This is a genomic window from Litorivivens sp., assembly GCF_041625495.1.
GTDB lineage: Bacteria > Pseudomonadota > Gammaproteobacteria > Pseudomonadales > Spongiibacteraceae > Litorivivens.
In genome coordinates, this window is record NZ_JBFJTH010000024.1 from 1 (window position 1) to 25765 (window position 25765).

The 25765-nt window shown below is 56.0% G+C and carries 27 protein-coding genes and 1 pseudogene; 26 read left to right on the forward strand and 2 right to left on the reverse strand.

Annotated elements, in window-relative coordinates:
* The 23 genes and pseudogenes from ABYP39_RS04525 to ABYP39_RS04635 all read left to right on the forward strand — a co-directional run.
* Nucleotides 1–405 (forward strand): annotated as a pseudogene (locus ABYP39_RS04525) (MFS transporter); the annotation flags it as partial.
* Between the two features lie 82 nt (nt 406–487).
* A complete protein-coding gene (locus tag ABYP39_RS04530) occupies nt 488–2218 on the forward strand; it encodes a protein kinase (RefSeq protein ID WP_372781331.1) in 1731 nt (576 codons plus the stop codon).
* Nucleotides 2219–2512: 294 nt separating this feature from the next.
* Nucleotides 2513–3709 (forward strand): alginate export family protein, encoded by a 1197-nt coding sequence (locus ABYP39_RS04535; protein ID WP_372781333.1) that lies wholly within the window; start codon nt 2513–2515, stop codon nt 3707–3709.
* Between the two features lie 229 nt (nt 3710–3938).
* Nucleotides 3939–5297 (forward strand): UDP-N-acetylmuramate:L-alanyl-gamma-D-glutamyl-meso-diaminopimelate ligase, encoded by a 1359-nt coding sequence (gene mpl / locus ABYP39_RS04540; protein WP_372781335.1) that lies wholly within the window; start codon nt 3939–3941, stop codon nt 5295–5297.
* A gap of 9 nt (nt 5298–5306) precedes the next feature.
* Entirely contained in the window at nt 5307–5915 is a 609-nt protein-coding gene (locus tag ABYP39_RS04545; RefSeq protein ID WP_372758222.1) for a flavin prenyltransferase UbiX, read from the forward strand.
* Between the two features lie 119 nt (nt 5916–6034).
* Nucleotides 6035–8548, forward strand: a complete 2514-nt coding sequence (locus ABYP39_RS04550; protein ID WP_372747910.1) for an RND family transporter — start codon at nt 6035–6037, stop codon at nt 8546–8548.
* On the forward strand, nt 8541–9134 hold the full coding sequence (locus ABYP39_RS04555; RefSeq protein ID WP_372747909.1) for an LON peptidase substrate-binding domain-containing protein: 594 nt from the start codon (nt 8541–8543) through the stop codon (nt 9132–9134). The genes ABYP39_RS04550 and ABYP39_RS04555 overlap by 8 nt, the downstream gene beginning before the upstream one ends.
* An 88-nt stretch (nt 9135–9222) precedes the next feature.
* Nucleotides 9223–10509, forward strand: coding sequence for a glutamate-5-semialdehyde dehydrogenase (locus ABYP39_RS04560; RefSeq protein ID WP_372747908.1), 1287 nt, complete (start codon nt 9223–9225; stop codon nt 10507–10509).
* Nucleotides 10510–10524: 15 nt separating this feature from the next.
* Nucleotides 10525–11190, forward strand: a complete 666-nt coding sequence (nadD, locus tag ABYP39_RS04565; RefSeq protein ID WP_372781337.1) for a nicotinate-nucleotide adenylyltransferase — start codon at nt 10525–10527, stop codon at nt 11188–11190.
* Nucleotides 11187–11537 (forward strand): ribosome silencing factor, encoded by a 351-nt coding sequence (gene rsfS / locus ABYP39_RS04570; RefSeq protein WP_372747906.1) that lies wholly within the window; start codon nt 11187–11189, stop codon nt 11535–11537. The genes nadD and rsfS overlap by 4 nt, the downstream gene beginning before the upstream one ends.
* Nucleotides 11527–11994: a 23S rRNA (pseudouridine(1915)-N(3))-methyltransferase RlmH gene (gene rlmH, locus ABYP39_RS04575; protein ID WP_372747905.1), complete on the forward strand. Its 468-nt coding sequence runs from the start codon at nt 11527–11529 to the stop codon at nt 11992–11994. Before rsfS ends, rlmH begins: the two co-directional genes overlap by 11 nt.
* A 15-nt stretch (nt 11995–12009) precedes the next feature.
* Nucleotides 12010–13911 carry a penicillin-binding protein 2 gene (gene mrdA, locus ABYP39_RS04580; RefSeq protein ID WP_372747904.1) on the forward strand — a complete coding sequence of 634 codons (1902 nt, stop codon included), beginning with the start codon at nt 12010–12012 and terminating at the stop codon, nt 13909–13911.
* Nucleotides 13908–15053, forward strand: coding sequence for a rod shape-determining protein RodA (gene rodA / locus ABYP39_RS04585; protein ID WP_372747903.1), 1146 nt, complete (start codon nt 13908–13910; stop codon nt 15051–15053). The genes mrdA and rodA overlap by 4 nt, the downstream gene beginning before the upstream one ends.
* A 67-nt stretch (nt 15054–15120) precedes the next feature.
* Nucleotides 15121–16101, forward strand: coding sequence for a lytic murein transglycosylase B (gene mltB / locus ABYP39_RS04590; protein WP_372763580.1), 981 nt, complete (start codon nt 15121–15123; stop codon nt 16099–16101).
* Complete coding sequence (locus ABYP39_RS04595; protein ID WP_372758219.1) at nt 16098–16940, forward strand: septal ring lytic transglycosylase RlpA family protein; 843 nt, start codon at nt 16098–16100, stop codon at nt 16938–16940. The genes mltB and ABYP39_RS04595 overlap by 4 nt, the downstream gene beginning before the upstream one ends.
* A 10-nt stretch (nt 16941–16950) precedes the next feature.
* Nucleotides 16951–18126, forward strand: coding sequence for a D-alanyl-D-alanine carboxypeptidase family protein (locus ABYP39_RS04600; RefSeq protein WP_372781339.1), 1176 nt, complete (start codon nt 16951–16953; stop codon nt 18124–18126).
* Nucleotides 18123–18392 carry a YbeD family protein gene (locus ABYP39_RS04605; RefSeq protein ID WP_372748438.1) on the forward strand — a complete coding sequence of 90 codons (270 nt, stop codon included), beginning with the start codon at nt 18123–18125 and terminating at the stop codon, nt 18390–18392. Before ABYP39_RS04600 ends, ABYP39_RS04605 begins: the two co-directional genes overlap by 4 nt.
* Nucleotides 18392–19087 (forward strand): lipoyl(octanoyl) transferase LipB, encoded by a 696-nt coding sequence (lipB, locus tag ABYP39_RS04610; RefSeq protein WP_372748437.1) that lies wholly within the window; start codon nt 18392–18394, stop codon nt 19085–19087. Before ABYP39_RS04605 ends, lipB begins: the two co-directional genes overlap by 1 nt.
* Complete coding sequence (lipA, locus tag ABYP39_RS04615) at nt 19080–20084, forward strand: lipoyl synthase (RefSeq protein WP_372748436.1); 1005 nt, start codon at nt 19080–19082, stop codon at nt 20082–20084. Before lipB ends, lipA begins: the two co-directional genes overlap by 8 nt.
* A gap of 67 nt (nt 20085–20151) precedes the next feature.
* Nucleotides 20152–20490, forward strand: a complete 339-nt coding sequence (locus tag ABYP39_RS04620; protein WP_372748435.1) for a HopJ type III effector protein — start codon at nt 20152–20154, stop codon at nt 20488–20490.
* 207 nt (nt 20491–20697) lie between these two features.
* Nucleotides 20698–21318: a CDP-alcohol phosphatidyltransferase family protein gene (locus tag ABYP39_RS04625; RefSeq protein WP_372748434.1), complete on the forward strand. Its 621-nt coding sequence runs from the start codon at nt 20698–20700 to the stop codon at nt 21316–21318.
* The gene (locus ABYP39_RS04630) at nt 21299–21943 is read left to right on the forward strand and encodes an HAD family hydrolase (RefSeq protein WP_372781341.1); all 645 of its coding nucleotides are present in this window, start codon (nt 21299–21301) and stop codon (nt 21941–21943) included. The genes ABYP39_RS04625 and ABYP39_RS04630 overlap by 20 nt, the downstream gene beginning before the upstream one ends.
* 21 nt (nt 21944–21964) lie before the next feature.
* Nucleotides 21965–22357, forward strand: a complete 393-nt coding sequence (locus tag ABYP39_RS04635) for a hypothetical protein (protein WP_372781343.1) — start codon at nt 21965–21967, stop codon at nt 22355–22357.
* A 16-nt stretch (nt 22358–22373) separates the two neighbouring features.
* Here ABYP39_RS04635 and ABYP39_RS04640 read toward each other — a convergent pair whose 3' ends face one another.
* Nucleotides 22374–23267, reverse strand: a complete 894-nt coding sequence (locus tag ABYP39_RS04640) for an oxidoreductase (RefSeq protein WP_372781345.1) — start codon at nt 23265–23267, stop codon at nt 22374–22376.
* Between the two features lie 150 nt (nt 23268–23417).
* Between ABYP39_RS04640 and ABYP39_RS04645 the strand changes: the two genes are divergently transcribed.
* The gene (locus ABYP39_RS04645; RefSeq protein ID WP_372781347.1) at nt 23418–24401 is read left to right on the forward strand and encodes an enoyl-CoA hydratase/isomerase family protein; all 984 of its coding nucleotides are present in this window, start codon (nt 23418–23420) and stop codon (nt 24399–24401) included.
* A gap of 9 nt (nt 24402–24410) precedes the next feature.
* On the opposite strand, the gene glpE is transcribed toward ABYP39_RS04645, so the two are convergent.
* Nucleotides 24411–24719, reverse strand: a complete 309-nt coding sequence (glpE, locus tag ABYP39_RS04650) for a thiosulfate sulfurtransferase GlpE (protein ID WP_372748429.1) — start codon at nt 24717–24719, stop codon at nt 24411–24413.
* 117 nt (nt 24720–24836) lie between these two features.
* On the opposite strand from glpE, the gene ABYP39_RS04655 reads away from it, so the two are divergent.
* Both ABYP39_RS04655 and ABYP39_RS04660 read left to right on the forward strand, forming a co-directional pair.
* Nucleotides 24837–25223 (forward strand): diacylglycerol kinase family protein, encoded by a 387-nt coding sequence (locus ABYP39_RS04655; RefSeq protein WP_372748428.1) that lies wholly within the window; start codon nt 24837–24839, stop codon nt 25221–25223.
* Between the two features lie 30 nt (nt 25224–25253).
* Nucleotides 25254–25727 (forward strand): OsmC family protein, encoded by a 474-nt coding sequence (locus tag ABYP39_RS04660; protein ID WP_372781349.1) that lies wholly within the window; start codon nt 25254–25256, stop codon nt 25725–25727.
* Nucleotides 25728–25765 lie beyond the last annotated feature (38 nt).

Sequence of the window (25765 nt, forward strand, 5' to 3'; positions counted from 1 at the left end):
AAGTTTGGGCGTCGTAAATCCCTGTCTATTCTGGTTGCGGGGCTGGCAGTGGGTTATATGCTGTTGAGTCAGATAACCTCTGGCTGGCCGATTGTGCTGGCGGTATTGGCAACCATGATGTGTTCCTTCTTCGTGCAAGCCGGTGAAGGCGCCGTGTTTGCGATTGTGCCCCTGGTCAAACGGAGCATGACTGGGCAAATTGCGGGTATGACAGGTGCCTACGGTAACGTGGGTGCGGTAATCTACCTTACAGCGCTTTCGTTTGTGGATTCCTCGTCATTCTTCATGTTGATTGCGGCATCGGCGGCCTTGGTGTTTATTGCGGTGCAATTCCTCGAAGAGCCGCAGGGCCATATGGCAGAAATCAACGACGACGGTTCGGTGGAACTAATTGAAGTTACCTGATTACCCTTAGCGCTATTTTATTCAGCGCGCCGGTGGTCCTGAGAGGATCGCCGGCTTTCGCGTTCATAGACGGGAATACATCATGCATCTAGACGGTACGTTGAAATTCACGCTGGGCCAGGCAACCTATGCCGGTATTAAAAGCGAGAATGAAGACAGTATTGGTATTCGTATTCCAGAGGGACATTTGCTAACCACAAAGGGTGCAGTGGCAATTATTGCCGATGGTGTGTCGGCGGCTGAGGCGGGCAAGGAAGCCAGCGATACGTGTGTTACCTCATTCTTGTCAGACTATTTTTCCACGCCAGAATCGTGGACAGTTAAAAAGTCCACACAGCAGGTCCTTAATGCTCTGAACCGATGGCTCTATGGACAGGGACAGCGCTTTCTTCAGGCGGAAAAGGGCTATGTATGTACGCTTAGCCTGGTAATTTTCAAAAGTCGGACCGCACATATTTTTCATGTGGGCGATACTCGCGTGTATCGCTATCGCCATGGAGAGCTGGAGCAGCTTACCCGGGATCACGCGACACGCATTAATAAGGAACAATCCTACCTGACCCGTGCGATGGGCCTGGATATGTGGCTCGACGTGGACTATCGCAGTGTCGATATGGAAGCCGGTGACATCTTCCTGCTGACCTCGGACGGTGTTCATGATTTTATCAGCAGGGCTGAGATTAAAGATCGGCTCGGGCATCTCACTGATAACCCCGAGGAAGACTGTAACGCGATGATTACCAGCGCGTTGGAGCATAGCAGTCACGATAACCTGAGCGCACAGATCATCCGGGTGGATGCTCTGCCTGCGGGTGAGGCGGATGATGCTTTTCTCAGGCTGACAGATTTGCCGTTTCCGCCGCCGTTAAATGAGGGCGCTATTGTTGATGGCTTTCAGATTGTGCGCGAATTGCATGCCAGTTCCCGCAGTCAGCTTTACGAAGTGGTTGATACGCGCAGTCGCGAAGGCGCGCGTTATGTAATGAAAACGCCCTCGGTTAATTTCCTGGATGACCCGGCCTATATTGAACGCTTTATCATGGAGAGCTGGATTGGCAGGCGCATCGATTCTCCGAATGTGGTTCGGGTGCTTGAAGATGATAGGGAAAAGAGTTGTCTCTATTATGTGGCGGAATATGTCACGGGGGAGACGCTTGATCATTGGATGAAGCGTCATCCAAAACCTAATATCCACAGCGTCATCGATATAGCAGAGCAGCTAGTGCGCGGCCTTCGTGCTTTTCACCGGCGCGATACTCTGCACCAGGATATCAAGCCCGCTAACATCATTGTCGACGACGAGCAACGTGTGACGTTGGTGGATTTCGGATCCTGCTTTGTGGGTGGCATTGCCGAGATTTCCACCGCTTTCGAGCGCGATGACATTCTCGGTACCGCGCAGTACTCCGCCCCCGAACAGATTCTCCGACGCCAGGTTACTGCGGCGGCGGACCAGTTCTCGCTGGCCGTTGTGCTTTATGAAATGCTTACCGGGCAAATGCCTTTCGAAGGTCAGCTTGAACGTTGTAACAGTGTTAGCGCCTATGCCCGACTGAACTATATTCCCGCATACCATTACAACCCGCTGGTGCCAGTATGGATGGACGCCAGTATTCGCAAGGCCTTGAGTATTACACCCGAGCTGCGCTATCAGGATATTTCCGAGTTTCTACACGATCTGCAAAACCCCAACAGTGAGTTTATGCAGCAGGTCAGCCGTCCGCTGGCGCAGCGAAACCCCCTGAGGTTTTGGCAGGCTGTGGCTGCGTTGCTTTTTATCACGCAACTGCTGACGCTCGCCGTATTTCTGTAGTTTTCCCTCACTTGGCGCCTGAGCTTCTAGAGCAACAGCATCCGTTTAGTGCGCGGTACGCACCAAAAAGTAAGCGCGTCATTTTTGGATATTGCCTCATTTCGGGGCGCGAGGTGGCTAGGGAAGTCACCGATAGCGCGTAACCCTCGTTTTTAACCGTTTTTCCACGTTATTTGACAGTTTTCGGTACTTGGCACACTAGTTGCTCATAGCTATGTAGTGCACACCTAACGCCTGAAATATGTTGTTTGGAACTGCGAATTTTTGAAATAGCTTCTTGATAGGGGAAAACCGATGAAGAGATCGATGTACACATCGCTGGTGCTCGCTAGTCTGGCCGCGCCAATGCCGACTATGGCGGATAGTCTAACTGACGCAATTACTGGCGGTAAGACGTCGGGCGACTTCCGTTTGCGCTATGAGGAAGTAGACCAGGACAACACCTTGAAAAACGCCTCGGCTCTAACGTTGCGTACGCGCCTTGGATACACCACGGCGGAACTTGAAGGTTTTTCAGCCACGGTCGAAATGGAAGATGTGCGAATTGTCGGTGGGCAAGATTCCTACACAGTTGGGCCTGCGGGTTTTAAGGTTGGCGAGCATTCCGTAGTGGCCGATCCTGAGGTTACTGAGTTAGACCAAGGTTTTGTGAAGTACAAAAAGGGTATGTTTACAGCTAAGGTTGGTCGTCAGGTTATCACATACGATGGTCATCGATTTGTGGGGCATGTTGGTTGGCGCCAGGATCGACAAACTTTTGACGCTGCACGTTTTGACCTGAAGCCAATGGAAGGTGTGAGTCTAAGTTATGCCTACCTGAATCAGCGCAACCGTATTTTCGCCGAAGCGGCTGACTTCGACTCCAAGGATCACTTGCTCAATGCCGCTATCGATACGCCTATCGGTAAGTTGGTGGTGTACAGCTATATGCTGGAGGTTGACAATGGAACCGATAACGCGCGCGATACAGTGGGGGCAAGTCTCAGCGGTGGCGTGGATGTTGGGAAGGCGAAGCTTCTCTATACCGTTGAATTGGCCAGTCAGGAGTTTGAGGCCGGTGCAATAGATCGCGATGCGGATTACAGCCTGATAGAAGGTGGCGTAAGCGTTTCCGGTATCACGGGTAAAGTTGGGGTGGAAACGCTGGGTTCTGATGACGGCCTTTATGGTTTTACCACCGAGTTGGCAACACTGCATAAATTCAATGGTTGGGCGGATATGTTTCTGGGGACACCAGCAACTGGTTTGGTGGACAGTTATGTCTCCGTTAGCGGAAAACTGCTCGGCGGCGGCTGGTCTGTCACCTACCACGATTTTACCGCCGATGAAGATACGCCCACGCTCGACAACTACGGTTCGGAGCTTGATATCTCCTACGCCCGTAAGTTTGGTAAAAACTACAATGCCGGCGTGAAATATGCCGACTACAGTGCAGACGACTTGTTTGTGGATACCAAGAAACTTTGGGTTTGGGTTGGTCTGAGTTTCTGAGGAAGGGAGTTCTCTACGTTGGCCCGCGATTGCGGGCTTTTTTTTGCGTGTCGGCTGGCAAGCAAGCCGGGCTGAGACATGGTGGGGTTGTCCTGTATGGTATGGCACCGTAGCTTGCTCTGGCTTTTCGTATCAGTGCAGCGATGTGAGTTGCTTGCAGTGATATGTGGAATAGTGCTGCCTGACGTCTGGTGCTACCATGCCGTGATCTCAGACTAACCGGACAACCATGCACATACACATACTAGGCATTTGTGGCACGTTTATGGGCGGCGTTGCGCTGCTGGCTCGGGAGTTGGGCCATACTGTCACCGGCTCTGATGCCAACGTCTACCCTCCCATGAGCACACAGTTAGAAGAACAGGGCATTGCCCTAATGGTAGGCTATGATCCGGCGCACCTTGAGCCGACACCGGATTTGGTTATCGTGGGTAACGCGCTGTCGCGGGGCAACCCGGCCGTTGAGCACGTGTTAAATCGCGCTATTCCGTATATCTCGGGTCCGCAGTGGCTGGGCGAGCAATTTCTTCAGGGGCGCTGGGTGGTTGCTTGCGCCGGCACCCACGGTAAAACCACCACCAGTAGTATGGTCGCCTGGATTCTGGAAAATCTGGGCTATGAGCCAGGCTTTCTGATTGGTGGAATACCCGGTAATTTTGGCTTGTCTGCGCGCGGCGGCGGTGGCCGGTTTTTTGTCATCGAGGCCGATGAATACGATACTGCTTTTTTTGATAAGCGCTCAAAATTTGTTCACTACCGCCCGCAAACGGCTGTGCTGAATAACCTGGAATTTGATCACGCCGACATTTTTCCCGATCTTGCGGCCATACAGCGCCAGTTTCATCATCTGGTGCGCACCGTGCCCGGTATCGGGCGGATTATCGTGCCTGAGGGCGACACAGCGTTGGCCGAGGTGCTGGCGAAGGGGTGTTGGAGCGAGCAGGTGCAGGTGGGAGACGCCGGTGGGCAGGCACAGTGGCAGGCTGAACCTCTGGCGGACGACCACTCCCATTTTCGGGTCACCCACAAGGGCCAGCAGGCCGAGCTGCAGTGGTCATTGACGGGGCGACACAATATGTACAACGCCCTGGCTGCGATTGCGGCAGCGCACCACGTGGGTGTAACACTGGCGGACGCGGTAATGTCGCTGGCGTCATTTGCGGGTGTTAAGCGGCGCATGGAGTTGCGCGGTACGCCCTCTGGTGTTGCGGTGTACGACGATTTTGCACATCACCCGACAGCGATTTCATCTACTTTGGATGGCTTGCGTAAGAAGGTGGGCGACGCGCGCATTTTTGCCGTGATCGAACCTAGATCCAACACCATGCGTTTGGGACAGCATCGTGCAGCGCTGGCAACGTCAACTGCGATGGCGGATGAAGTGTTTTGGTTTGCGCCGACCGATCTGGATTGGTCGCTCGATGATGTGATCGCGCAATCGCCAGTTCCGGCGGCTGTGCTTGGCAATATCGACGAGATTGTGGCGCGTTTGCGTGAGCGCGTGTGCTCGGGTGATCATGTGGTGATTATGAGTAATGGCGGTTTTGGCGGTATACACCAGAAGCTTCTGGATACGTTGGCGGATTAAATAGGCATGGTGGAAAACGTAAAACGGGTAACACTGGCCATGACGGGCGCTTCTGGCGCGCCCTACGGATTGCGCCTGCTCGAATGTCTGCTGGCGCAGGGTGTTGAAGTACATTTTATGATATCGAAAGCGGCGCTGATGGTGGTAGCCATGGAAACCGAGCTGGCGCTACCTGACAAAACTGGACCATTGGCTAAAAAATTGCGTGAACAGTTTGCTGTTGATGCGTCGCAACTGCGGGTCTACGGTCGCGAAGAATGGACCGCCCCCGTTGCCTCTGGGTCAGGCGCCCCGTCAGCGATGGTGATCTGCCCCTGCAGTACCGGCACACTGTCGGCGATTGCCACAGGCGCCAGTAATAACTTGATTGAACGCGCGGCGGACGTAGCCCTCAAAGAGCGGCGGCAGCTTATCCTGGTGCTCAGGGAGTCGCCGCTATCGAGTGTTCATTTGCAAAATATGCTCACGCTCAGTCAGGCCGGGGTAACGATCATGCCGGCCAGCCCGGGGTATTATCACAAGCCGGTTTCGGTGGGCGAGATGGTGGACTTTATGGTTGCCCGGGTGCTGGATCACCTTGGGCTGGCGCAAACCCTGATTCCCCGATGGGGCGAGTAAGGCGGCACCGCCAAAGTAGGGGATGGCCTACAAGGGGATTGCCAGATGGGCATTCTCCTGCGATAACGCACAGCGCAAGGCCTGCACTGCAGGCGCACAATAATAGTTGGGGAGTTTGAATGAGCAGTGTATTTATGGGCTTCTATGAGCGGGTTGTGATGCGACGACCGGGATTGATTTTACTGGTCGTAGCCGTTCTCATTGGCGGCCTGGCGAGCTTTTTGCCGAACCTCAAGCTCGATGCTTCTTCTGATTCTCTGGTATTGGAGGGCGATAAGTCGCTCAAGTTTTACCGGGAAATCAGTAAGCGCTTCGCAACCGAAGATTTTCTGCTGGTGGTATATCAGCCCGATGGGGAGCTGATGTCTGATCACTCTTTGCAAGAGATCGGCCGTTTGCGTGATGAGCTGGCAGCCTTGCCAGCGGTATCGTCGGTTGTATCCATCCTCGATGTGCCCCTGCTGGATAGTCCCCGGGTGAGCCTCACCGATGTTGCGGGTGGCCGGATTCCCATGCTCAAGCACGAGGATACCGACCGCGAACTGGCGCTGCAGGAACTGTCCAGCAGCCCCTTGTATAAATCCCTGCTTACCAGTGCCGATGCCACCACCACGGGCCTGCAGGTCAATATAAAACGCGATGAAACCTACCAGCGTCTGCTGGAGAATCGCGAAAGCCTGAAGGAAAAACGTGCAGAGCAGGGCCTGACAGCGCTGGAAGAGCGTGAGCTGGAGGTGGCCGAGCAGGCGTTCCAGGACTACCTGCCCACTGCTCAGGCGGCGATGACGGAGCTGGTGGCCAGTGTGCGGTCGATTCTCGACCGTTATCGCGATGATGCCACCCTGTATCTCGGCGGGGTGCCAATGATTGCCGCGGATATGATTGCCTTTGTGCAGAGCGATCTGGTGGTTTTTGGCACTGGAATTATTCTGTTTATTGTCTTTCTTCTGGTGGTCATTTTTCGCAGCGTGATCTGGACGCTGCTGCCGCTGGCAACGTGCGTGCTGTCGGCGCTGTTTATGCTGGGCTTGCTGGCCATGCTTGATTGGCGGATGACCGTCATTTCATCCAATTTTGTCGCCCTGTTGTTGATTATTACGTTGTCGATTTCCATCCATCTGGTTGTCCGTTACCGGGAGCTGGCGGCGAATCATCTGGACTGGGATCAGCGAACGCTGGTGGCAGAAACGGTGGGTCAAATGGCCAAGCCCTGTTTCTACACTGCATTGACGACGCTGGTGGCGTTTATGTCGCTGGTGGTCAGTGGTATTCGTCCGGTTATCGATTTTGGCTGGATGATGACCATCGGTGTGGTGGTGGCATTAGTGCTGACCTTTATCGTGCTGCCCTGTGTGCTGTTGTTGCTGAAGCAGCCCCTGCGAAGCCGCGATGCGGACAACAGCAAAGGCTTTACCCTGCGGTTTGCGGCAGTGGCCGAGCATCACGCCGCAACCATTGCACTGGTGGCGGGCGTATTGCTGGTGACCAGCCTGTGGGGCATCAGTCGGTTGGAGGTGGAGAACCGGTTTATCGATTATTTCGATGAGAGCACGGAAATATACCAGGGTATGGAAATTGTTGATGCCAAACTGGGGGGTACCATTCCGCTGGATATCATCATCAACGCGCCTAAGATTGAGCCTCAGGAAAGTGACGAATTCAGTGATGATTTTGCCGACGATTTCAGCGACGACTTTGGTGATGACTTCGGCGATGATTTTGGCAGCAGTGCGGCGCCTGCTTCTCACTGGTTTACGATTGCCGGGTTGGAGCGCATAAAGTCCGTTCACGATTATGTAGATAGCCTGGATGAAACCGGCAAGGTCTTGTCGCTCGCCACGCCCTATGAGCTGGTGAAAATGATCATGGGCGACGATATTGATGACCTTCAGCTGGCGCTGGTGGAAAAATCTCTGCCGGCGGACATCAAGCAGATTGTGGTCGATCCCTATCTGGCGAAAGAAACGGACCAGGCGCGCATTTCCGTGCGGGTTATGGAAACCAGTCATACCCTTAAGCGGGCTGAGTTGTTAGAGCAAGTTCGCAACCATCTTGTTGAAGACATGGGATTTGCGGAAGATCAGGTGCAATTGACTGGCATGTTGGTGCTTTACAACAATATGTTGCAGAGCCTTTATAAATCCCAAATCTTGACTTTGGCGGCGGTATTCGTCGCCATACTGGTGATGTTTCTGGTGCTGTTCCGATCATTGAGTCTGGCGCTGATTGCACTGGCGCCCAATATGCTGGCGGCGGGGCTGGTGCTGGGGGGTATGGGACTGTTTGGCATTCCGCTGGATATGATGACCATTACCATTGCCGCTATCACCGTGGGTATTGGTGTGGATCATGCCATCCATTATGTGCATCGCTTTCGCACCGAATTTCCCAAGGATCGCAATTACCTGGCCACCATGTACCGCTGCCACGGCAGTATCGGCAAGGCCATGTACTACACCTCGGTGATCATCATTTTTGGCTTCTCCATTCTGGCGTTGTCCAACTTCACCCCGAGCATTTATTTCGGTTTATTGACCGGTGCGGCCATGTTGGCGGCCCTGATGGGTTCGATGCTGCTATTGCCACGCCTTATTATTTTCTTTAAACCGCTGGGCAAGGGCGAGCATGGCTGATACAGAACTCGCGCTGTTCCCACTGGGAACCGTATTGCTGCCGGATGGGCGCCTGTCGCTGCAGATTTTTGAGCAGCGCTATCTGGCTCTGGTGCGAGATGCCATGAAAGGTCAGCGGGAGTTTGGCATTGTACTGCTTACGCAGGGCCGTGAAGTGGATCGCCCTGGGGTAAATACGCGCTTTGAATCAACAGCGGTCACCGCACGAATTGTGGACTGGGATTCGCTGCCCAATGGCTTGCTGGGTATCGTGGTTGAAGGGGAGCGCCGCTTCAGTATCGGCAATGCGAGGCAACAAGCCGACGGCCTGTGGCTGGCCGACGCCACCTTCTGGGACGAAGAGCCCTATGTGCCGCTCCCGGAAGAGCACGCTGAGTGGACCGAGTTGCTGCAGCGTCTGGCGGAGCACCCCCACGTGCAGCGACTTGGCATTGACGTGGAAACCCGCGATGCCACCCGCCTGAGCAACCAGCTGGCGCAACTCTTGCCCTTGCCAGAGGCAGACCGCTACACGCTGCTGACCCTGCGTGACCCGATAGACCGGCTCGATGCTATCCACGAATTGCTGCTGAAGTACGAAGAGTAGCAACTCGGGCCTTCTGGGCATGGTAATGACGTTGTCGGCGTGTTCCCGCTATAATGCCCGGCTTGATTTTCCACGCTTTCAGGAACACATGACTATTCAGGACTCCGAGATAAAGAGCGGCACGGTGCAGGATGCGATGATCGCCATGGGCCGGCAGGCGCGCGCAGCGTCGCGGATCATGGCCGCTGTGGGCACTGCCGAGAAGAACGCGGCTCTGTTGGCGATAGCTGAGGCGGTCGATGCTGCGCGCGCTGCAATTGCCGAGGCCAACGCCAAAGATCTGGCTGCGGGTCGGGACAGCGGTCTGGACGACGCGCTGCTGGACCGTCTGGAGCTCACGCCGGCGCGTATCGACGGGATGATCGAGGGGCTGCAACAGGTCGCGGCCTTGCCTGATCCGGTGGGTGAAATCAGTGAATTGAACTATCGGCCAAGCGGCATTCAGGTGGGCAAAATGCGCGTGCCGCTGGGTGTTGTCGGCATTATTTATGAATCTCGACCTAATGTGACGGCAGAAGCGGCCAGTCTTTGCCTGAAGTCGGGCAACGCGGCTATTCTGCGCGGAGGTTCGGAAGCCATCCACTCCAATCAGGCGATTGCCGAATGTCTTCGCGCGGGGCTGGCCAAGGCGGGACTGCCGGAAACTGCAGTGCAGGTGGTCGCCACGACAGATCGCGCAGCAGTTGGTGCCCTGATTACCATGCCCGAGTTTGTGGACGTGGTGGTTCCGCGCGGCGGCAAGGGCTTGATCGAGCGTATCTCCCGCGATGCCACCGTGACCGTGATTAAACATCTCGATGGTATCTGTCACGTCTATATTGATGACGACGCCGATGCAGACAAGGCGCTGGCTATAGCCGTTAACGCCAAAACCCACCGCTACGGCACCTGCAATACGATGGAGACCCTGCTGATTGCGCAGAGTCGTGCTCAGGCATTGTTGCCGGTGATCGCACAGCAGATGCAAGAAAAAGGGGTGGAATTGCGCGGTTGCGAGCGCTCCTGTGCGCTGGTGCCGGCGATGGCTGCGGCGGAGGAGAGCGACTGGGCGACGGAATATCTGGCGCCAATTCTGGCCGTACGTGTGGTAGATGGGCTGGATGAGGCTATCGAGCACATCAACCGCTGGAGCTCCCAGCACACCGATGCCATTGTCACGGAAAACTACAGCAAATCGCGGCGTTTTCTGCGCGAGGTGGATTCCAGCTCGGTAATGATCAATGCTTCCACCCGTTTTGCCGATGGATTTGAGTACGGACTGGGGGCTGAAATTGGTATTTCCACCGACAAAATACACGCTCGTGGCCCGGTTGGCCTCGAAGGTTTGACGTCGCAGAAGTACATCGTGTTTGGCGACGGTCACATTCGCCAGTAGCATGTTTGCACTCACGTGAACTTACCGGCGATCGCAATTCTGGGTGGAACCTTTGACCCGGTTCATATCGGACATGTGCGCAGCGCGCAGGAGCTGTGCCATCGGCTCGGCCTGAATCAGTGTTTGCTGGTACCCTGTCATTTGCCGCCCCATCGTGAATCCCCGCAATCCAGCGCCGACCATCGCCTGCAAATGGTGGAGTTGGCCGTGGCGGGAATTGACGGCCTGGCGGCCGATGATCGCGAATTGCGCCGCAGCGGCCCATCCTATACGGTCGACACACTGGCTGAAATACGGGCGGAACAGGGCGCAGCCGTCAGCGTGAATTTTGTCATGGGGTCTGATGCCTACAACAATCTGCACACCTGGAGTCGCTGGCAATCGCTGTTTGAGTTTGCCAATGTGGTGGTGATGCATCGCGATGGTTTTCGCGAAACGCCTGTTCCAGAAGTGAGGGACTACGCGGCCACGCGCCTGGTAGACCCGGAGCGGTTGAAGGATATTTCTCATGGCGCGATGGCTCACGTCGCGCTGACGCCTTGGCCTCAATCCGCCACCCAGGTTCGAGAGTACCTTCAGCGTGGCGTAATTCCCGGCGATTCGCTGCCCGCAGGCGTCGCCGACTATATCAAGCAACACCGACTTTATTTTGGTGAACCGGAGAATGCAGACAAAGCATGAAATCTGAGCAATTGGTCAATCTGGTCAAAGAGGCCCTGGACGACGTCAAGGCACGGGACATTGTGGCGCTCGACGTGCGCGCAATGACCGGTGTGACCGACTATATGGTGGTGGCCAGTGGCACGTCCAATCGTCATGTGAAGTCACTTGCCAACAACGTGATCGTTGAGGCGAAGCAGGCTGGTGTTCAGCCCCTGGGTATGGAGGGCGAAACGGTGTCTGAATGGGTATTGGTGGACTTTGGCGACGTGGTGGTTCATGTCATGCTGCCCGAGGCGCGAACCTTTTACGATATTGAGCGGTTGTGGTCAGTGCCCGCCGGCGGTGACAGCGGGAATGCGAATTAAATTGCTGGCCGTGGGCACCCGCATGCCTGACTGGGTGGAAGCGGGGGTCAACGAGTATCGCAAACGGCTGCCTGCAGAGTTCAGTCTGGAAATTCAGGAAATAGCTCTGGCCAAGCGTGGCAAAAATCCCGATATCAAACGCGCCAAAGCGCAGGAGGCTCAAGCCCTGCTTAAAGCGGTGGCCAAAGACGATGTGCTGGTGGCGCTCGATGTGACCGGCCGGGCGATCAGTACTGATATGCTGGCGAAAACGCTTAACGAGTGGCATATGGATGGCCGCAATCTGAGTCTGTTGGTTGGCGGCCCCGATGGCCTCGACGATGTGTGTCTGAAGCAGGCGCGCGAACGCTGGTCGCTGTCGGCCATGACGCTGCCTCACCCTCTTGTGCGGGTAATGCTGGCCGAGCAGATTTATCGCGCCTGGAGTATCCTTCAGGGCCATCCCTATCATCGCTGACAGATAATAAATTTAATGGCGCATCCGGATCCACTGAAAGACCCCAATACCGAGCGCAGGTTATTCCGCCATCGCTATCTGGTGATGGCGGCGTTTATGGTGGGCATGTTGTCGATCATCGTCAGCCGTTACTTCTATCTGCAGGTGATCAAGCACGACGTCTATCAGGTGCAGTCCGACAGAAACCGCATTCAGCTACAGCCCATCGCACCCAAGCGCGGCCTTGTCTACGACCGCAACGGAGTTCTGGTGGCAGAGAATATCCCCAGCTACAGTCTGGTGATCATCAAGGAGCGGGTACCGGATCTGGAGCAGACGCTGCGTGATCTGGCGCAGCTGGTGGACATCGACGAAGATGATATTCGCAAGTTCAAGCGACGCCTTGGCCACCGTCGCCCCTATCAGGCCGTGCCGCTCAAGCTGCAGCTCAATGAGATGGACATCGCCCGCCTAGCGGCCAACCGCTATCGTCTGCCGGGTGTGGATATCGATGCACAGTTAGTGCGCAACTATCCGCACGGGCCGCTACTGGCACATGTATTGGGCTATGTCGGGCGAATCAATGAGCGAGAACTGGATGAAATCGACACGGTCAACTACAGCGCCACGAACTATATAGGCAAGCTGGGCGTTGAACATTTTTACGAAAAATCCCTGCACGGTACCGTGGGCTATCAGAATGTGGAAACCAATGCCCGTGGCCGTGTGTTACGCATTCTCGAGCGTCACCCGCCTTTGCCCGGCGCTGATCTGAAACTCAATATTGATATCGATCTGCAGCGCGTAGCTCACGAAGTGTTGGGCAGCGAACGTGGCGCGATCGTTGCCATAGACCCTGCGGACGGTGGTGTGCTGGCGATGGTGAGTACGCCGAGCTACGACATCAACCTTTTCGTCAATGGCATTAGCAGCAAGGATTACAAGGTATTAAGGGAATCGCCCGATTTGCCTCTGTTTAACCGCACGCTGCAGGGCCAGTATCCGCCGGGATCCACTCTCAAACCGGTGTTCGGTCTGGGTGGTCTGCACTATGGCACTGTTACCCGACGCACTGCGGTTTACGATCCGGGCTGGTACAAACTGCCCAATGAAGAGCGGCTTTACCGAGACTGGAAAACCGGGGGGCATGGCCATCGGATTGCGCTTCACCAAGCGATCGTTGAATCCTGCGACGTATATTTCTACGACCTTGCCTACAACATGGGTATCGACCGCATCCACGAATTCGGGCAGCGTTTCGGCTTGGGTGAGCTGACCGGCATCGACAGCGATAACGAGCGCTCAGGTCTGCTGCCTTCGCGGGATTGGAAGCGCGCGGTGAAAGGTTCGCACTGGTTTCCCGGTGAGACTCTGAACGTTGGCATCGGCCAGGGGTTCATGCTGACCACCCCCATGCAGTTAGCGGTCGCCACGGCTGTGCTGGCCAATAAAGGTGAGCGCAAGGTGCCGCGTATTGTGCGCGCCATCAATGACCACCCGGTGCAGGCGCCATTGTTGCCGCGGGTGGAGGTTGCCGACGAAAGTGACTGGGATTATGTGCTGGCGTCTATGGAGGATGTGGTGCACAGCGTGAAAGGCACGGCCAAAAATATTGCCCCGGGCCTGGATTACCGTATTGCCGGAAAGACCGGTACCGCGCAGGTGGTGGGTATTGTGTCCCATGAACATTATGATCCGGCTCAGGTTGAAAAGCGCAAACGTGACCACGCATTGTTTGTTGGGTTCGCGCCGGCGGATAACCCGCGTATTGCGCTGGCAGTGATTGTGGAAAATGGCGAAGCTGGCGGTCGTGTTGCGGCCCCTATAGCGCGGCAGGTGTTTGACGCTTACCTGCGTCCGGAGACGGTTAAAGGTAAGACTATCGAGCCGGTAAAAGTGCGTGGTGAACTGACGGCGGTGCCGAAGGAGGAGGTGTGAGCCACTCGGACTTTATCCGCCAGCTGCCGCGCGATCATCACGCCCGTCAGGTGCAGCGCGGTATTTTGCAACGACTGCGACTCGATCTGAGTCTGTTGGTGTTACTGTTGGTGGTGACGGGGTTTGGGCTGGCGATTCTCTACAGCGCCAGCGATGGCAGTAGTGCGACCGTAGCCCGCCAGGCGCGCTTCCTGCTGATCGGCTACGTCGTCATGTTTGCTGTCGCGCAGGTACATATCGAGAATATCAAACGCTATGCCCCGCCAGCCTATGCGGGTGGAATACTGTTGTTGCTGGCGGTGGAGTTTATGGGCGACGGGGCCAAAGGGGCGCAGCGTTGGCTGAATCTGGGTGGTTTCCGCTTTCAGCCATCGGAAATCATGAAGCTGGTTTTACCCATGACGCTGGCCTGGTATTACGCGGTGCGGCCATTGCCGCCCCGGTTCAAATATGTGGCAATCGGACTGCTGTTGCTGATGGTGCCCTGCTTGCTCATTGCCCGGCAGCCCGATCTGGGAACGTCCATCATTATTGGCTCCTCCGGGGTCTTTGTACTGTTTCTGGCGGGGCTGGGCTGGCCCATCATATTCAGTGGGTTCGGGTTGTTGGTGGCTGCGGCATGGCCGGTTTGGGAATTCGTGCTGCACGACTACCAGCGCGGCCGGATACTGACCATGTTGAACCCGGAGCGTGACAAGCTGGGCGCCGGCTGGAATATCATTCAATCGCAAACCGCCATTGGTTCTGGCGGCGTCAATGGCAAGGGCTGGATGCTGGGTACTCAGTCGCACCTGGATTTTCTGCCGGAGAGCCATACCGACTTCATTGTGGCGGTATTGGCCGAGGAGTATGGCCTGCGTGGGGTGCTGGCCCTGTTGCTGCTCTACATTCTGTTGATCTTACGGGGCTCCTGGATTGCCATGAATGCCAAACATAGCTTTGGACGCCTGCTGGCGGGGAGTATTACGCTTACTTTTTTTGTCTATGTGTTTGTGAATATGGGGATGGTGTCCGGATTGCTGCCGGTGGTTGGTGTACCCTTGCCGCTGGTGAGTCAGGGCGGTACGTCGCTAGTGACGCTGATGATCGGATTTGGCATTCTAATGAGCATTCGCGCTGATGAGCGTTTTATTCACCAGTAGCGCACTGTAGAAATGCGCGGCAATATCATTAACCGTCTTGCTTAACGTATAACACTAAGGTTGTAACATGCGAAAACCCCTTTGTACCCTCGTGCTGGCCCTATTGATGAGCCCGCTCGCGGCTGTTGCGAGTTACCTGGATCACGAGCTGGCGGGCGAATTTACCGACCGGATGGTGAAAACACACGGTTTTGAGCGAGCTGAGATAGAAAAGCTGCTGGCTGAAGCAGAGCGCAAGCAATCCATTCTTGATGCCATCTCGCGCCCGGCTGAGCGCACACTGGAGTGGAAGGATTACCGCAAAATTTTTATCCAGGAGTCGCGCATTAGTCAGGGTGTCGAATTCTGGAATACCCACCGCGATACCCTGAAAAGGGCGCAGCAGCAGTACGGTGTTCCGCCGCAGGTGATCGCCGCCATTATTGGAGTCGAAACCCGTTACGGCCGCCATATGGGCAGCTACCGGGTGGTAGATGCGCTGGCGACCCTGGGCTTTGACTACCCGCGCCGCAGCAAATTCTTTTCCAAACAGCTTGAAGAGTTCCTGCTAATGACTCGGGAGCAGGGGCTTGATCCGCTGGCGATGACCGGCTCCTATGCCGGTGCCATGGGCTTTGGGCAGTTTATTCCCAGCAGCTATCGCAGCTTTGCAGTCGACTTTGACGGCGATGGCGTGGCCGATATTGTGAACAATCCGGTGGATGCGATTGGCAGTGTTGCCAATTACATCGCCAAGCACGACTGGCGCCCGAACGCGCCGGTCGCGCTGAGTGCCTTTGTGGCCAAAAACCACGACGCACAGGTGTTTGACGAGGGTCTTAAACCGAAATACACGGTTGCTGAACTGAAAAGCAAGGGTGTGGGCGCCTATGCGGATCTGGACGGTAAGGCAAAAGCCAGCGCCATTCGCTTTATCGGCGACTCTGGCGAGGAGTACTGGCTGGGGATGCACAATTTTTACGTGATTACCCGCTATAACCACAGTTCAATGTACGCGATGGCTGTGTACCAGTTGAGCCAGCTGATTGAGCAGCGTTACGGTCAATGAGTGCAGTTCGTACAGCGCTGGCCCTGTTGCTGGCAAGTTTGCTGGGAGCCTGTTCCTGGTTGGGCTCGGATTCGTCGACGGCAAGCGCCCCTAAACAGTGGCCGGCCCAGGACGGTGCGCCGACAAAACAGCTTGATCCGGATCAAATAGCCGATGCGGTGCCGCGTCCCGAGGTAATCACGGCGCGCGGTAATACCAGCCCCTATGTGGTGTTCGGGCGCCGCTACGAATTGATGACCGACTACCAGGGTTATCGAGAACGGGGCATTGCCTCCTGGTATGGCACCAAGTTTCACGGCCGGCTGACGTCCAATGGGGAAGTGTACGACCTCTACAAGATGACAGCGGCCCACAAAACCCTGCCAATTCCGGTGTATGTGGAAGTGACTAACCTGAACAACGGTCGTCGAGCCATTGTCCGGGTAAACGATCGCGGACCGTTCCACGATGACCGGGTCATCGATCTCTCCTATGCGGCTGCCGTCAAGCTGGGCTTTGCAGACAAGGGCACGGCGCCAGTGGAAATCAGGCTCATTGATCTGGATAATAACCGGCTTGCGGCGGGCAAGAGCACTGGCGCCAAACCCAAGGCTGCGCCGCGTTATTTTCTGCAGGTCGGCGCTTTCCAGGTAAAGGGAACGGCGCTGCAGCTGCAGTCTGAGCTGGCCGCTCGCCACAATTTGCCGGTCCATGTCAGCCCCAGTCGGGGTGAACCGGCCTTCCATCGCGTGCGGGTTGGCCCTTTTACCGACTACCTGGAAGCGGAACGGGTGCGTCGTGAGCTGCACAGTAACAACTACGGACTGGCTTCCATCGTCACCGAAGACGGTAAACCTTGAATAAAACTGGATGAAAATGCGTTATATAAAACTGCTTCTGAGCTTTTTAATCGTGCTGACGCCACTCGCCGCGACAGCACAGCCGGCACTCATTCCCGCGCCGCCCCAGCTGGCGGCGAAATCGTGGATTCTGATGGATGCCAACAGCGGCGAGGTGATCACAGAGCATAATGCCGATGAGCGTCTGCCGCCGGCCAGCCTGACCAAGCTGATGACCAGCTATGTATTATCTTACTGGCTCGAAAACGGTCAGGTGTCCAACGATGATATGGTCACCGTCAGCAAGAATGCATGGGCTCAGAACCCAATCTTTAACGGCTCCTCGCTGATGTGGATTGAGGTGGGCAAGCAGGTGTCGATTGGTGAGCTGCATCGCGGAATTGTTGTTTCGTCTGGCAATGATGCCTGCGTAGCGGTGGCGGAATACATCGCCGGCAGTGAAGCGTCGTTTGCGCAGGTAATGAACCAGCATGCCGTGCGCCTGGGCATGAAAAACAGCCACTTTGTGAACTCTCATGGCCTGCCGGATGACGATCACTACTCGTCGGCGCGGGATATGGCGATTCTGTCTCGCGCCATTCTAGACTACCCCGCCGAATACGATCTCTACAAAGAGAAGGAGTTCACCTACAACGGCATTCGCCAGACCAATCGCAATCGCCTGTTGTGGAGTGATCCCAGTGTTGACGGTCTGAAAACCGGCCATACAGATGCCGCGGGCTATTGTCTGGTGTCTTCTGCCGAGCGCGAGGGTATGCAGCTGATTTCGGTGGTGATGGGCACCAAGAGTGAGTCCGCCCGCGAGCGTGAAACCCAGCGCCTGCTGGCCTACGGCTTCCGCTTTTTTGAAACACATCACCTTTATACGGCTGGAACTGAACTGAGTAAAACCCGGGTCTGGAAAGGGGCTGCCGATGAGGTGTCTCTCGGGGTGAAAGAGGAGGTTTTCCTGACCATTCCGCGCGGCCAGCACGATCAGCTGGACGCCACGCTTAGTGTCGACGAGGTGCTGACAGCACCTATCCGCGAAGGTCAGGAATACGGTGAGCTGGTGGTTTCGCTGGACGGCAAGGAACTGGTGCGTTCTCCACTCATAGCCTTGCAAGATGTTGAGCAGGGTGGTTTGGTCAAGCGCTTGTGGGACGCCATTGTGTTGTTTGTACTCAACCTGATTGGTCAGAAATGAGCGAGCCCGAAGCCCCTAAAATCGAGTTTCCCTGTGCATACCCCATCAAAGTGGTGGGGGACGCGCTGCCGGATTTCAGGGCCATGGTGCTCGACATTCTAGTGGAGTACTGCGGCCCCATCGATGACAAGGATGTGAGTGTTCGCGCCAGCCGGACCGGCAAATTTTCTTCCGTGAGTGTCACTATCACGGCAACTGGTGAACGCCAGTTGCAGGCTATTCACGAAGCGCTAAAGGCAACTGGCCGCGTGCAGATGGTTTTGTAGTGGTGAGCCGTGTCGCGCCTTCCGCGCTGACCGTGCGCTGGCTGGGGCAGTGTGAGTACACACCTACCTGGCGTGCCATGCAGGCCTACACCGATCAGCGTAACGCTGACAGCGCCGATGAGCTGTGGTTATTGCAGCACCCGCCTGTATTTACCCAGGGGCAGGCCGGCAAGGCCGAGCATGTGCTGGCTCCCGGCAATATACCGGTGGTACAAGTAGACCGCGGTGGTCAGGTGACCTACCACGGGCCGGGTCAGCTGGTAGGCTACGTGCTGGTTGATTTGCGTCGGCTCGGAATTGGCGTGCGTCAGCTGGTGACCACGATTGAGCAGTCAATCGTCGATCTGTTGGCAGAGTTCGGGGTTAAAGCCGCGCCCAGAGCCGATGCGCCCGGTGTTTACCTCGAATCGGGGGCCAAGATAGCCCAGCTGGGGCTGCGCGTACGGCGTGGTTGTACCTTCCACGGTCTGAGTCTCAATCTCGATATGGATCTGTCGGTTTTTCAGCGGATCAACCCCTGCGGTCATGTGGGCATGGCGGTGACTGATCTTGCACACACCCTCGCCAAACCAATTGACCAGGACGGCGTAGCCCAGCGTCTGGCTGAGATATTTCAGGCTGCTCTGGGTTATTCCGACAGCAATCACGTGTACAATGCTGGGTTTCCCTGCGGTTCAAAGGCACACAATGACTGAACAAACCGACAACGCACCGACGGCCAAACGCGCCAAGGGTCGGCCAGCGCCGCGCCCGGTGGTTCAGGGCGAGAAATTGCGTGGTGCGGATAAAGTTGCCCGTATCCCGGTCAAGGTTATCCCAACCACTGAACTCCCCGTTAAACCCGACTGGCTGCGGGTGCGGATTCCGGCAAGCCCGGAAATTTCACGTATCAAAAGCGTTCTACGCCGTCACAAGTTGGCTTCAGTGTGTGAAGAAGCGCAGTGCCCGAACCTGGGTGAGTGCTTTAGCGGCGGCACAGCGACCTTTATGATCATGGGTGAAATTTGCACGCGGCGCTGTCCCTTCTGTGATGTGGCGCATGGTCGCCCCAATGCGCTGGACGAAAACGAGCCACGCGAGCTGGCGGCAGCCATCGCTGAGATGCAGCTTAAGTATGTGGTGATCACCTCAGTCGATCGCGATGACCTTAAGGATGGTGGCGCTGATCACTTTGCCCAGTGTATTCGCGAAACCCGTGCTCGAACACCTGGTATCCGCATTGAGGTACTCGTGCCGGATTTTCGCGGGCGAATGGATATTGCCCTGGATATTCTGGCTTCCGAACCACCGGATGTGTTTAATCACAACCTCGAGTCCGTACCCAGTCTGTACAAAAAAATCCGCCCCGGTTCTGACTATCAATGGTCTCTGGACCTGCTCAAGCGCTACAAGGAGCGCCGCCCTGAGGTGCTGACCAAATCAGGTTTGATGTTGGGCCTTGGTGAAACCCCTGAAGAGTTAATTCAGGTAATGCGCGATATGCGTGCGCATGATATCGACATGATTACGCTTGGCCAGTACCTGCAGCCCAGTCGCGATCACCTGCCGGTGGATCGGTTTGTCACGCCAGAAGAGTTTGACGAGTTCGGCCGGATTGCTGAAGAGCTTGGCTTTAAAAGTGTTGCCAGTGGTCCGTTGGTTCGCTCGTCCTATCATGCCGACAAGCAGGTAGATCTTAGCCTACTGAAATAAACAGCCGCCGTCGCGGGGTATTTTTCGTACCCCCTGGCCTTGATTTGACTACTACGGTTTTTTCATTATGAATCCCCAATCCCTTGTCGCTGCGCTTCAGCAGGGCCCTGTTGCTTTTGCCGATGTGATGGCTGTTATCGATTCCTGCTATGTGTTCACACCCACGGCTTTTCGTAATGGTGAGCAGTTCAACGAGGCTAATACAAATAACGGCTCGTGCAAGATATTTGCCTTCGCCAAACTGCATCAGCTGGGTGAGCAGGCCACTCTCAATGCTTTTGGGGATTTCTATACCCGCGACGTATTGGAAAACCCCAATGGTGATGATCATGCCAATATACGAAACTTTATGCGCAGCGGTTGGGCGGGAGTGGCGTTTGAAGATCAGCCTCTCACGGAAAAGTAGTTCCGTTAGATTGTAATTTTCCCTATTTTCCCCGGTAATTTTCACGCGCCAACTGGCAACCATTTCACACTTCTGCATAAAGCCCTGCAACTTCCTGAGTAGTATTCACGGGAACCCGTCTGTGCAGGTGAAAAAACAGTTTTCACTCTCTATCCTCGCCATCAATACGCAATGAGTTTTCTCATCCCAGATGGTCAAGGAGAGACAATGGCAAACTGTATAACGTCCGCTCGCTGCCTGATGCTCTTGCTGGTGGTCTGGATTGCCTACGAGGCGCCACCATTGGTGCAGCTATTGAACGCTCCGCTGGTTGTTTTGATGATCAGTCTTGATGGTCTCGACGGCTACGTGGCCCGAAAGCGCGGTGAAGAATCCGTATTTGGCGCCACGTTTGATATCGCGGCAGACCGTATTGTGGAAAACGTATTGTGGGTAGCATTGGCCCATCAAGGATTGATACCAGTTTGGGTGCCGCTATTGTTCATCGTACGTGGTGAGCTGGTTGACGCGATTCGAAGCCATGGAGCCGCTCAGGGTACGGCCGCTTTCGATATGCTTCGCTCACCGCTCGCGCAGTTTCTGGTTGGCGGTCGCTTTATGCGAGGCTTCTACGCGGTGCTCAAAGCCACGACCTTCACTTGGGTGCTGCTATGGCACCCGGTTTCAGTGTTGTACCCGAGCTTTTGGGGCGATTGGTCTGGCTTGGTGCAGGCCGTGTCGTCACTGCTTATAGGCTTGTCCGCGTTGCTGTGTGTGGCGCGGGGACTGCCTGTGATTGTGGAGTTCGTATTGGCTCAGGGTGGCGACCGTGAAACTCGTACTGTTTGACGTTGATGGTACGCTGGTGACTCAGCCGGGTACTGAATTGCGGTTTTTCAAGCATTTGCTGCGGGCAGGGTTACTGGGTCCGCGCCAGCTGGGGGTTGCCGCGTGCTACAGCGTACTGCTGTTTCCCCGCTACGGCCGTAACACCCTGCGCAAGAACAAATCTTATCTCAGCGGATTACCGGTTTCGATTGTGGCTGAACAAGCTGAGCAGTTTGTCGCCGACACGCTGGCTCAATGCTTGATTTCCGCTACCGTTAAGCGCTTGCGCGAGCACGTCGAAGCGGGTGATCGCGTTGCACTGTTGACGGGAACCCCGCAATTTATTGCTGACCCGCTGGCGCGCTATCTGGGTGCCCATTTCGCGTTGGGGGCGCTCTGCGCGCGGCGTGGCGACCAGTTTGCTGGCGGTCTCCCGCTTCGCCACCCGTTCAATCGTACGAAAGTTGATGCTGCCAGACAGATTGCGCAGCAGTTTGGTTTGCCTCTCAGCGAGGCCGTTGCCTATGGTGATTCAGTAAACGACGCTGCCCTGTTTCGCAATGTCCGACGCTCGATTGCGATTATGCCGGGTCAACGATTGCGCGCCATGGCCCGGGCTGAGGGGTGGGAAGTGATTGCCGGTTAATCAATCAAGAGGAGCAATGTTATGGTCAGGTTAGTGCTATTCGTAAGTGCCGCGCTGTGCAGTCTATCGCTGGTTGCCCAGGGCATGCCGCAGGCACAGCCGCATCAGCAGGTTAAGCAGCTTGATGCGGTAGTCAAACTGGATGGTCAGCAGGAGCGTGATATTGAAAGGATGCTCACTGATTCGCGTGAAAAAACGGACAAGCTATACGGGCGTATGCAGGCGCTGAAAATGGCGCTGGGGGGTGAAATAGGGCCCGAGTTTGATGAAGATGCGATTCGCGAGAAAGCAAAGGCGCTGGGTGAACTCAGTGGTGAGCTCACTGCCGAAACCGCGCTGCTGCAGGCCAGAATTCAGGGAGCCCTGACGGATCAGCAGCGCCGGAAATTACGACAGCACGCCCAGCCGCAATAGTGCGCCGAGGTGCGCTTCAGGAGAGGTACGCAACGCCGCTCAATGATTCTGAAATATTCCACAGTTGCTTTGCGGCGACTTCATCGCGGCACTGAGGGTTTAGCTTGGCTTTGCCGGGCTTGCCGCCAATCTCAAACAGGCCGCGCGGTCCGTAGTAGTCGCCACCCTGAACCGAATCGCCGCAGGCGGCAAGCAGTGCCGATCTGGCGGCGGCATCAGCAGTGGGAATCAGTGGGGTAAGTATGGCCTGCATTTTTCGGCGGATGGGCCCCTTGGGGGCTACCGACGGGCTGTTGCCAGCGTTGGTGTTAGCGAACCCCGGGTGGGCCGCCAACGCGGTCACTGGGCTGCCGGCAGCCTTCAGGCGGCGGTCCAGTTCGAGGGTAAAGGTGAGCATCGCAACTTTGCTGCGAGCGTAGCCCTGCCACTCGTTGTACTCTTCTTTTTCCCAATTCAGGTCATCCAGAACCAGCTTGCCGAAGCGGTGGGCCAGGCTGCCAATGTTGACGACGCGCGGTGAGCCGCTGTCACGAAACAGGGGCAGCATCGTGCCGGTGAGGGCAAACGCGCCGAGATAGTTGGTGGCAAACTGCATTTCGTGGCCCTGGCTGTTTCTCTCAAACGGCATGGCGACGATGCCAGCGTTGTTGATCAGCAGGTCAAGGGCGCCGACCTGTGCTTTGAATTGCTCGCCAAACGCGGCGATCGACTTCAGATCTGATACATCAAGTTGAATAACCAGAGCGTTGGCGCCGGGTACTCGTGTCAGTAGTTGTTGCTTGGCGTCCGCGGCCTTTTGCAGGTTGCGGCAGGCCATTATCACCTGATAGCCGCGCTCAGCCAGCGCGCAGGAGATTCCAAATCCGAGGCCAGAGTTGGCGCCGGTAACAACGGCAGTCTTGTGGGGCACGATTTTGCTCCGGATGTTGGTTGGTCAAGTGCTCAAGGATAGTATATTACTATCCAACATTGGTGATTAATAGTGCCGCCTGTACCTGTGCCTGTTCCGCACCCTAGAATAGCGGGTACTGGATTTGGAAATCGCAACCCGAGAGATTTTATGCTGACACCACGCGATGCCGAAGATTGGCTGCGGCTGCAAGCTCTGGCCGGCGAATTGCCGGAGCCAGGTTGCCTGGTTCTGGATTGTCGGGGGGCGGGTGTTTCTGAGCGTCTGTCAGTCAGTCTGGCGCAATTACTGGTAGGCTGGACGCAGCCAGTGATAGCGCTAACGGCGCAGCCACTGCCGCGTGTGTTGGCCCGCGCTGTGGATTGCGTGCTGGAAGACGAGCGCGCGCTACGGGCTATTGAGGACAATGTGCGCCATGCGCCGATTGCGGCAATGAGTCTGGTCAGATTGGCTCGGGCGATCGAGCAGCTGGATGTGGATGCCGGGCTGGATATGGAATCTGTCACCTATGGCTGTTTGCAGGATGGCCCGGAATACAAGCGTTGGCTTGCTGCCCATAAGCCCGAACCAATGCCCGCGTTGGCAGATGGGCCGCCGCTGCGACTTGAACGCGAAGGAGCGATGTTACGGGTTAGCCTGAATCGACCAGAACTGCGTAATTCGATGACAGTGGAAATGCGCGATGCGCTGGTGGAGGTCTTCAGTATGGCTTTGCTGGACGACTCGATAGTGAAAGTCATCCTCACGGGTGAGGGTAAGTGTTTCAGCGTGGGCGGCGAGCTGCGTGAATTTGGTCAGGTGGCTGACGCGGCCACGGGGCATTGGATACGCGCATTACGGTTGCCCGGCCGCTGGCTAGCGCGGCTGGGAGACCGCGCTGAAGTGCGGGTACACGGCGCGTGTATCGGTGCGGGCGTGGAGTTGCCAGCGTTTGCGGCGCGCGTGACGGCTGTAAAGAATAGTTATTTTCAGTTGCCGGAACTGCAGTTTGGTCTGGTGCCGGGGGCTGGCGGTTGCGTCAGTATTGCGCGACGAATTGGCCGCCATCGCTTTAACTATATGGCGCTGTCGGGAAAGCGAATCACTTGTCAGACGGCGCTGGACTGGGGGCTGGTAGATGAGGTTCTCACCTGAGTAGCTTGCTTACAGCTGGTTGCGCCAGACCTCGAAGCCGCCATCCACGCTATAGACTTCACTGAAGCCCTGCTCTGAAAAATACTGTGCGGCGCTTTGACTGCTGTTGCCGTGATAGCAGTAGATGATCAGGGGTTGGCTTTTGTCGGCTGTCTGCAAGAATTGGTCAACATTATTGCCGTCAAGGTGCGAGGCCTCGGGCACGTGGTTTTGGGCAAAGGATTGTGAATCTCGAATATCCAGTAGCGCACAGGTTTGGTTGTTCAGCAGCTCCTGGGCTTTGCTGACGGAGATGCGTTGGAAGCCAGGTTGGTTCATGGGTGTTTCCAGTATGAATTGCGAAAGTCATAGAGTAACCGCTATGCTCTTGCGGACAAAGCCCGGACAGGTGTGTTCTGTGCCGGCAAGCCAATAATAATGTTGTTAAGGAAGATTTTGCCCGCTTCACCACGCTTTACACTTTCCGCCCGCTGGCGCAGCTTCAAGCATGCGCTGAACGGGCTGCGCCTGCTACTTGTAGAGCAGCACAATGCGCGCCTGCATGCGGTATGTGGCTTGATGGTGCTTGTGCTCGGTGTTGCGCTTGGGCTCAGCCGCCTGGAGTGGCTGCTGGTCGTGTTGGTCATTGGCTGGGTTATCAGTCTGGAGGCGCTGAATTCGGCGTTGGAGTATGTGTGTGATCGACTCAGTCCCGCTCAGGATGAGCTGATTGGAAAAGCCAAGGATGTTGCGGCTGGGGCTGTACTGATCAGCGCCGTGAGCGCAGCGCTAATCGGGTTGGTTATCTTTGTGCCTAAAGTGGCCGCAATCTGGTCTTTGTAGGCCGCGTTTCCGTGTTGGAGGAGGTAAGGGATGCCTCAACACTGCGCTACGGTTCGCTGGCACTGTCGGGACGGCGAGCGCTTTCTCGACAATCAATACAGTCGGCGTCACAGTTGGCATTTTGATGGCGGGCTGGTGGTGCCGGCGTCCGCGTCGCCACACATCGTTCCCTTGCCGTACGCTGCGGCAGAAAATGTCGATCCGGAGGAAGCCTTCGTCGCCGCGCTGTCGAGCTGTCATATGCTGTTTTTCCTGGCCTTTGCCGCCAAGCTTGGACTCGATGTCGAGGGTTATGATGATGAGGCCGTAGGTGTCCTGGCCAAGCCAGTCAGCGGTAAGCTGCGTATGGTGCAGGTTACTTTACGCCCGAAAGTAACCTTTGTGGGGGAGGCGCGGTTCGCGCGCGACGTGATAGAACAGCTTCACAGTCAATCGCACGAGGCTTGCTTTATCGCGAATTCGGTCAATAGTGAGGTTATCGTCGATCTGTCGCGACAGCCGTAGCTTGCTTGTGGCATTTGCGGTGATTGGCTCTTCTCAAT

Coding starts and splice junctions, on each gene's coding strand:
- ABYP39_RS04605 (WP_372748438.1), top strand. CDS start 18,123: ATGAGCGAGCCCGAAGCCCCTAAAATCGAGTTTCCCTGTGCATACCCC.
- lipA (WP_372748436.1), top strand. CDS start 19,080: ATGACTGAACAAACCGACAACGCACCGACGGCCAAACGCGCCAAGGGT.
- ABYP39_RS04555 (WP_372747909.1), top strand. CDS start 8,541: ATGGCTGATACAGAACTCGCGCTGTTCCCACTGGGAACCGTATTGCTG.
- ABYP39_RS04595 (WP_372758219.1), top strand. CDS start 16,098: ATGAGTGCAGTTCGTACAGCGCTGGCCCTGTTGCTGGCAAGTTTGCTG.
- ABYP39_RS04550 (WP_372747910.1), top strand. CDS start 6,035: ATGAGCAGTGTATTTATGGGCTTCTATGAGCGGGTTGTGATGCGACGA.
- rsfS (WP_372747906.1), top strand. CDS start 11,187: ATGAAATCTGAGCAATTGGTCAATCTGGTCAAAGAGGCCCTGGACGAC.
- rlmH (WP_372747905.1), top strand. CDS start 11,527: ATGCGAATTAAATTGCTGGCCGTGGGCACCCGCATGCCTGACTGGGTG.
- ABYP39_RS04600 (WP_372781339.1), top strand. CDS start 16,951: ATGAAAATGCGTTATATAAAACTGCTTCTGAGCTTTTTAATCGTGCTG.
- mrdA (WP_372747904.1), top strand. CDS start 12,010: ATGGCGCATCCGGATCCACTGAAAGACCCCAATACCGAGCGCAGGTTA.
- ABYP39_RS04660 (WP_372781349.1), top strand. CDS start 25,254: ATGCCTCAACACTGCGCTACGGTTCGCTGGCACTGTCGGGACGGCGAG.
- ABYP39_RS04620 (WP_372748435.1), top strand. CDS start 20,152: ATGAATCCCCAATCCCTTGTCGCTGCGCTTCAGCAGGGCCCTGTTGCT.
- glpE (WP_372748429.1), bottom strand. CDS start 24,719: ATGAACCAACCTGGCTTCCAACGCATCTCCGTCAGCAAAGCCCAGGAG.
- ABYP39_RS04530 (WP_372781331.1), top strand. CDS start 488: ATGCATCTAGACGGTACGTTGAAATTCACGCTGGGCCAGGCAACCTAT.
- ABYP39_RS04535 (WP_372781333.1), top strand. CDS start 2,513: ATGAAGAGATCGATGTACACATCGCTGGTGCTCGCTAGTCTGGCCGCG.
- ABYP39_RS04635 (WP_372781343.1), top strand. CDS start 21,965: ATGGTCAGGTTAGTGCTATTCGTAAGTGCCGCGCTGTGCAGTCTATCG.
- ABYP39_RS04645 (WP_372781347.1), top strand. CDS start 23,418: ATGCTGACACCACGCGATGCCGAAGATTGGCTGCGGCTGCAAGCTCTG.
- mltB (WP_372763580.1), top strand. CDS start 15,121: ATGCGAAAACCCCTTTGTACCCTCGTGCTGGCCCTATTGATGAGCCCG.
- mpl (WP_372781335.1), top strand. CDS start 3,939: ATGCACATACACATACTAGGCATTTGTGGCACGTTTATGGGCGGCGTT.
- ABYP39_RS04560 (WP_372747908.1), top strand. CDS start 9,223: ATGACTATTCAGGACTCCGAGATAAAGAGCGGCACGGTGCAGGATGCG.
- ABYP39_RS04625 (WP_372748434.1), top strand. CDS start 20,698: ATGGCAAACTGTATAACGTCCGCTCGCTGCCTGATGCTCTTGCTGGTG.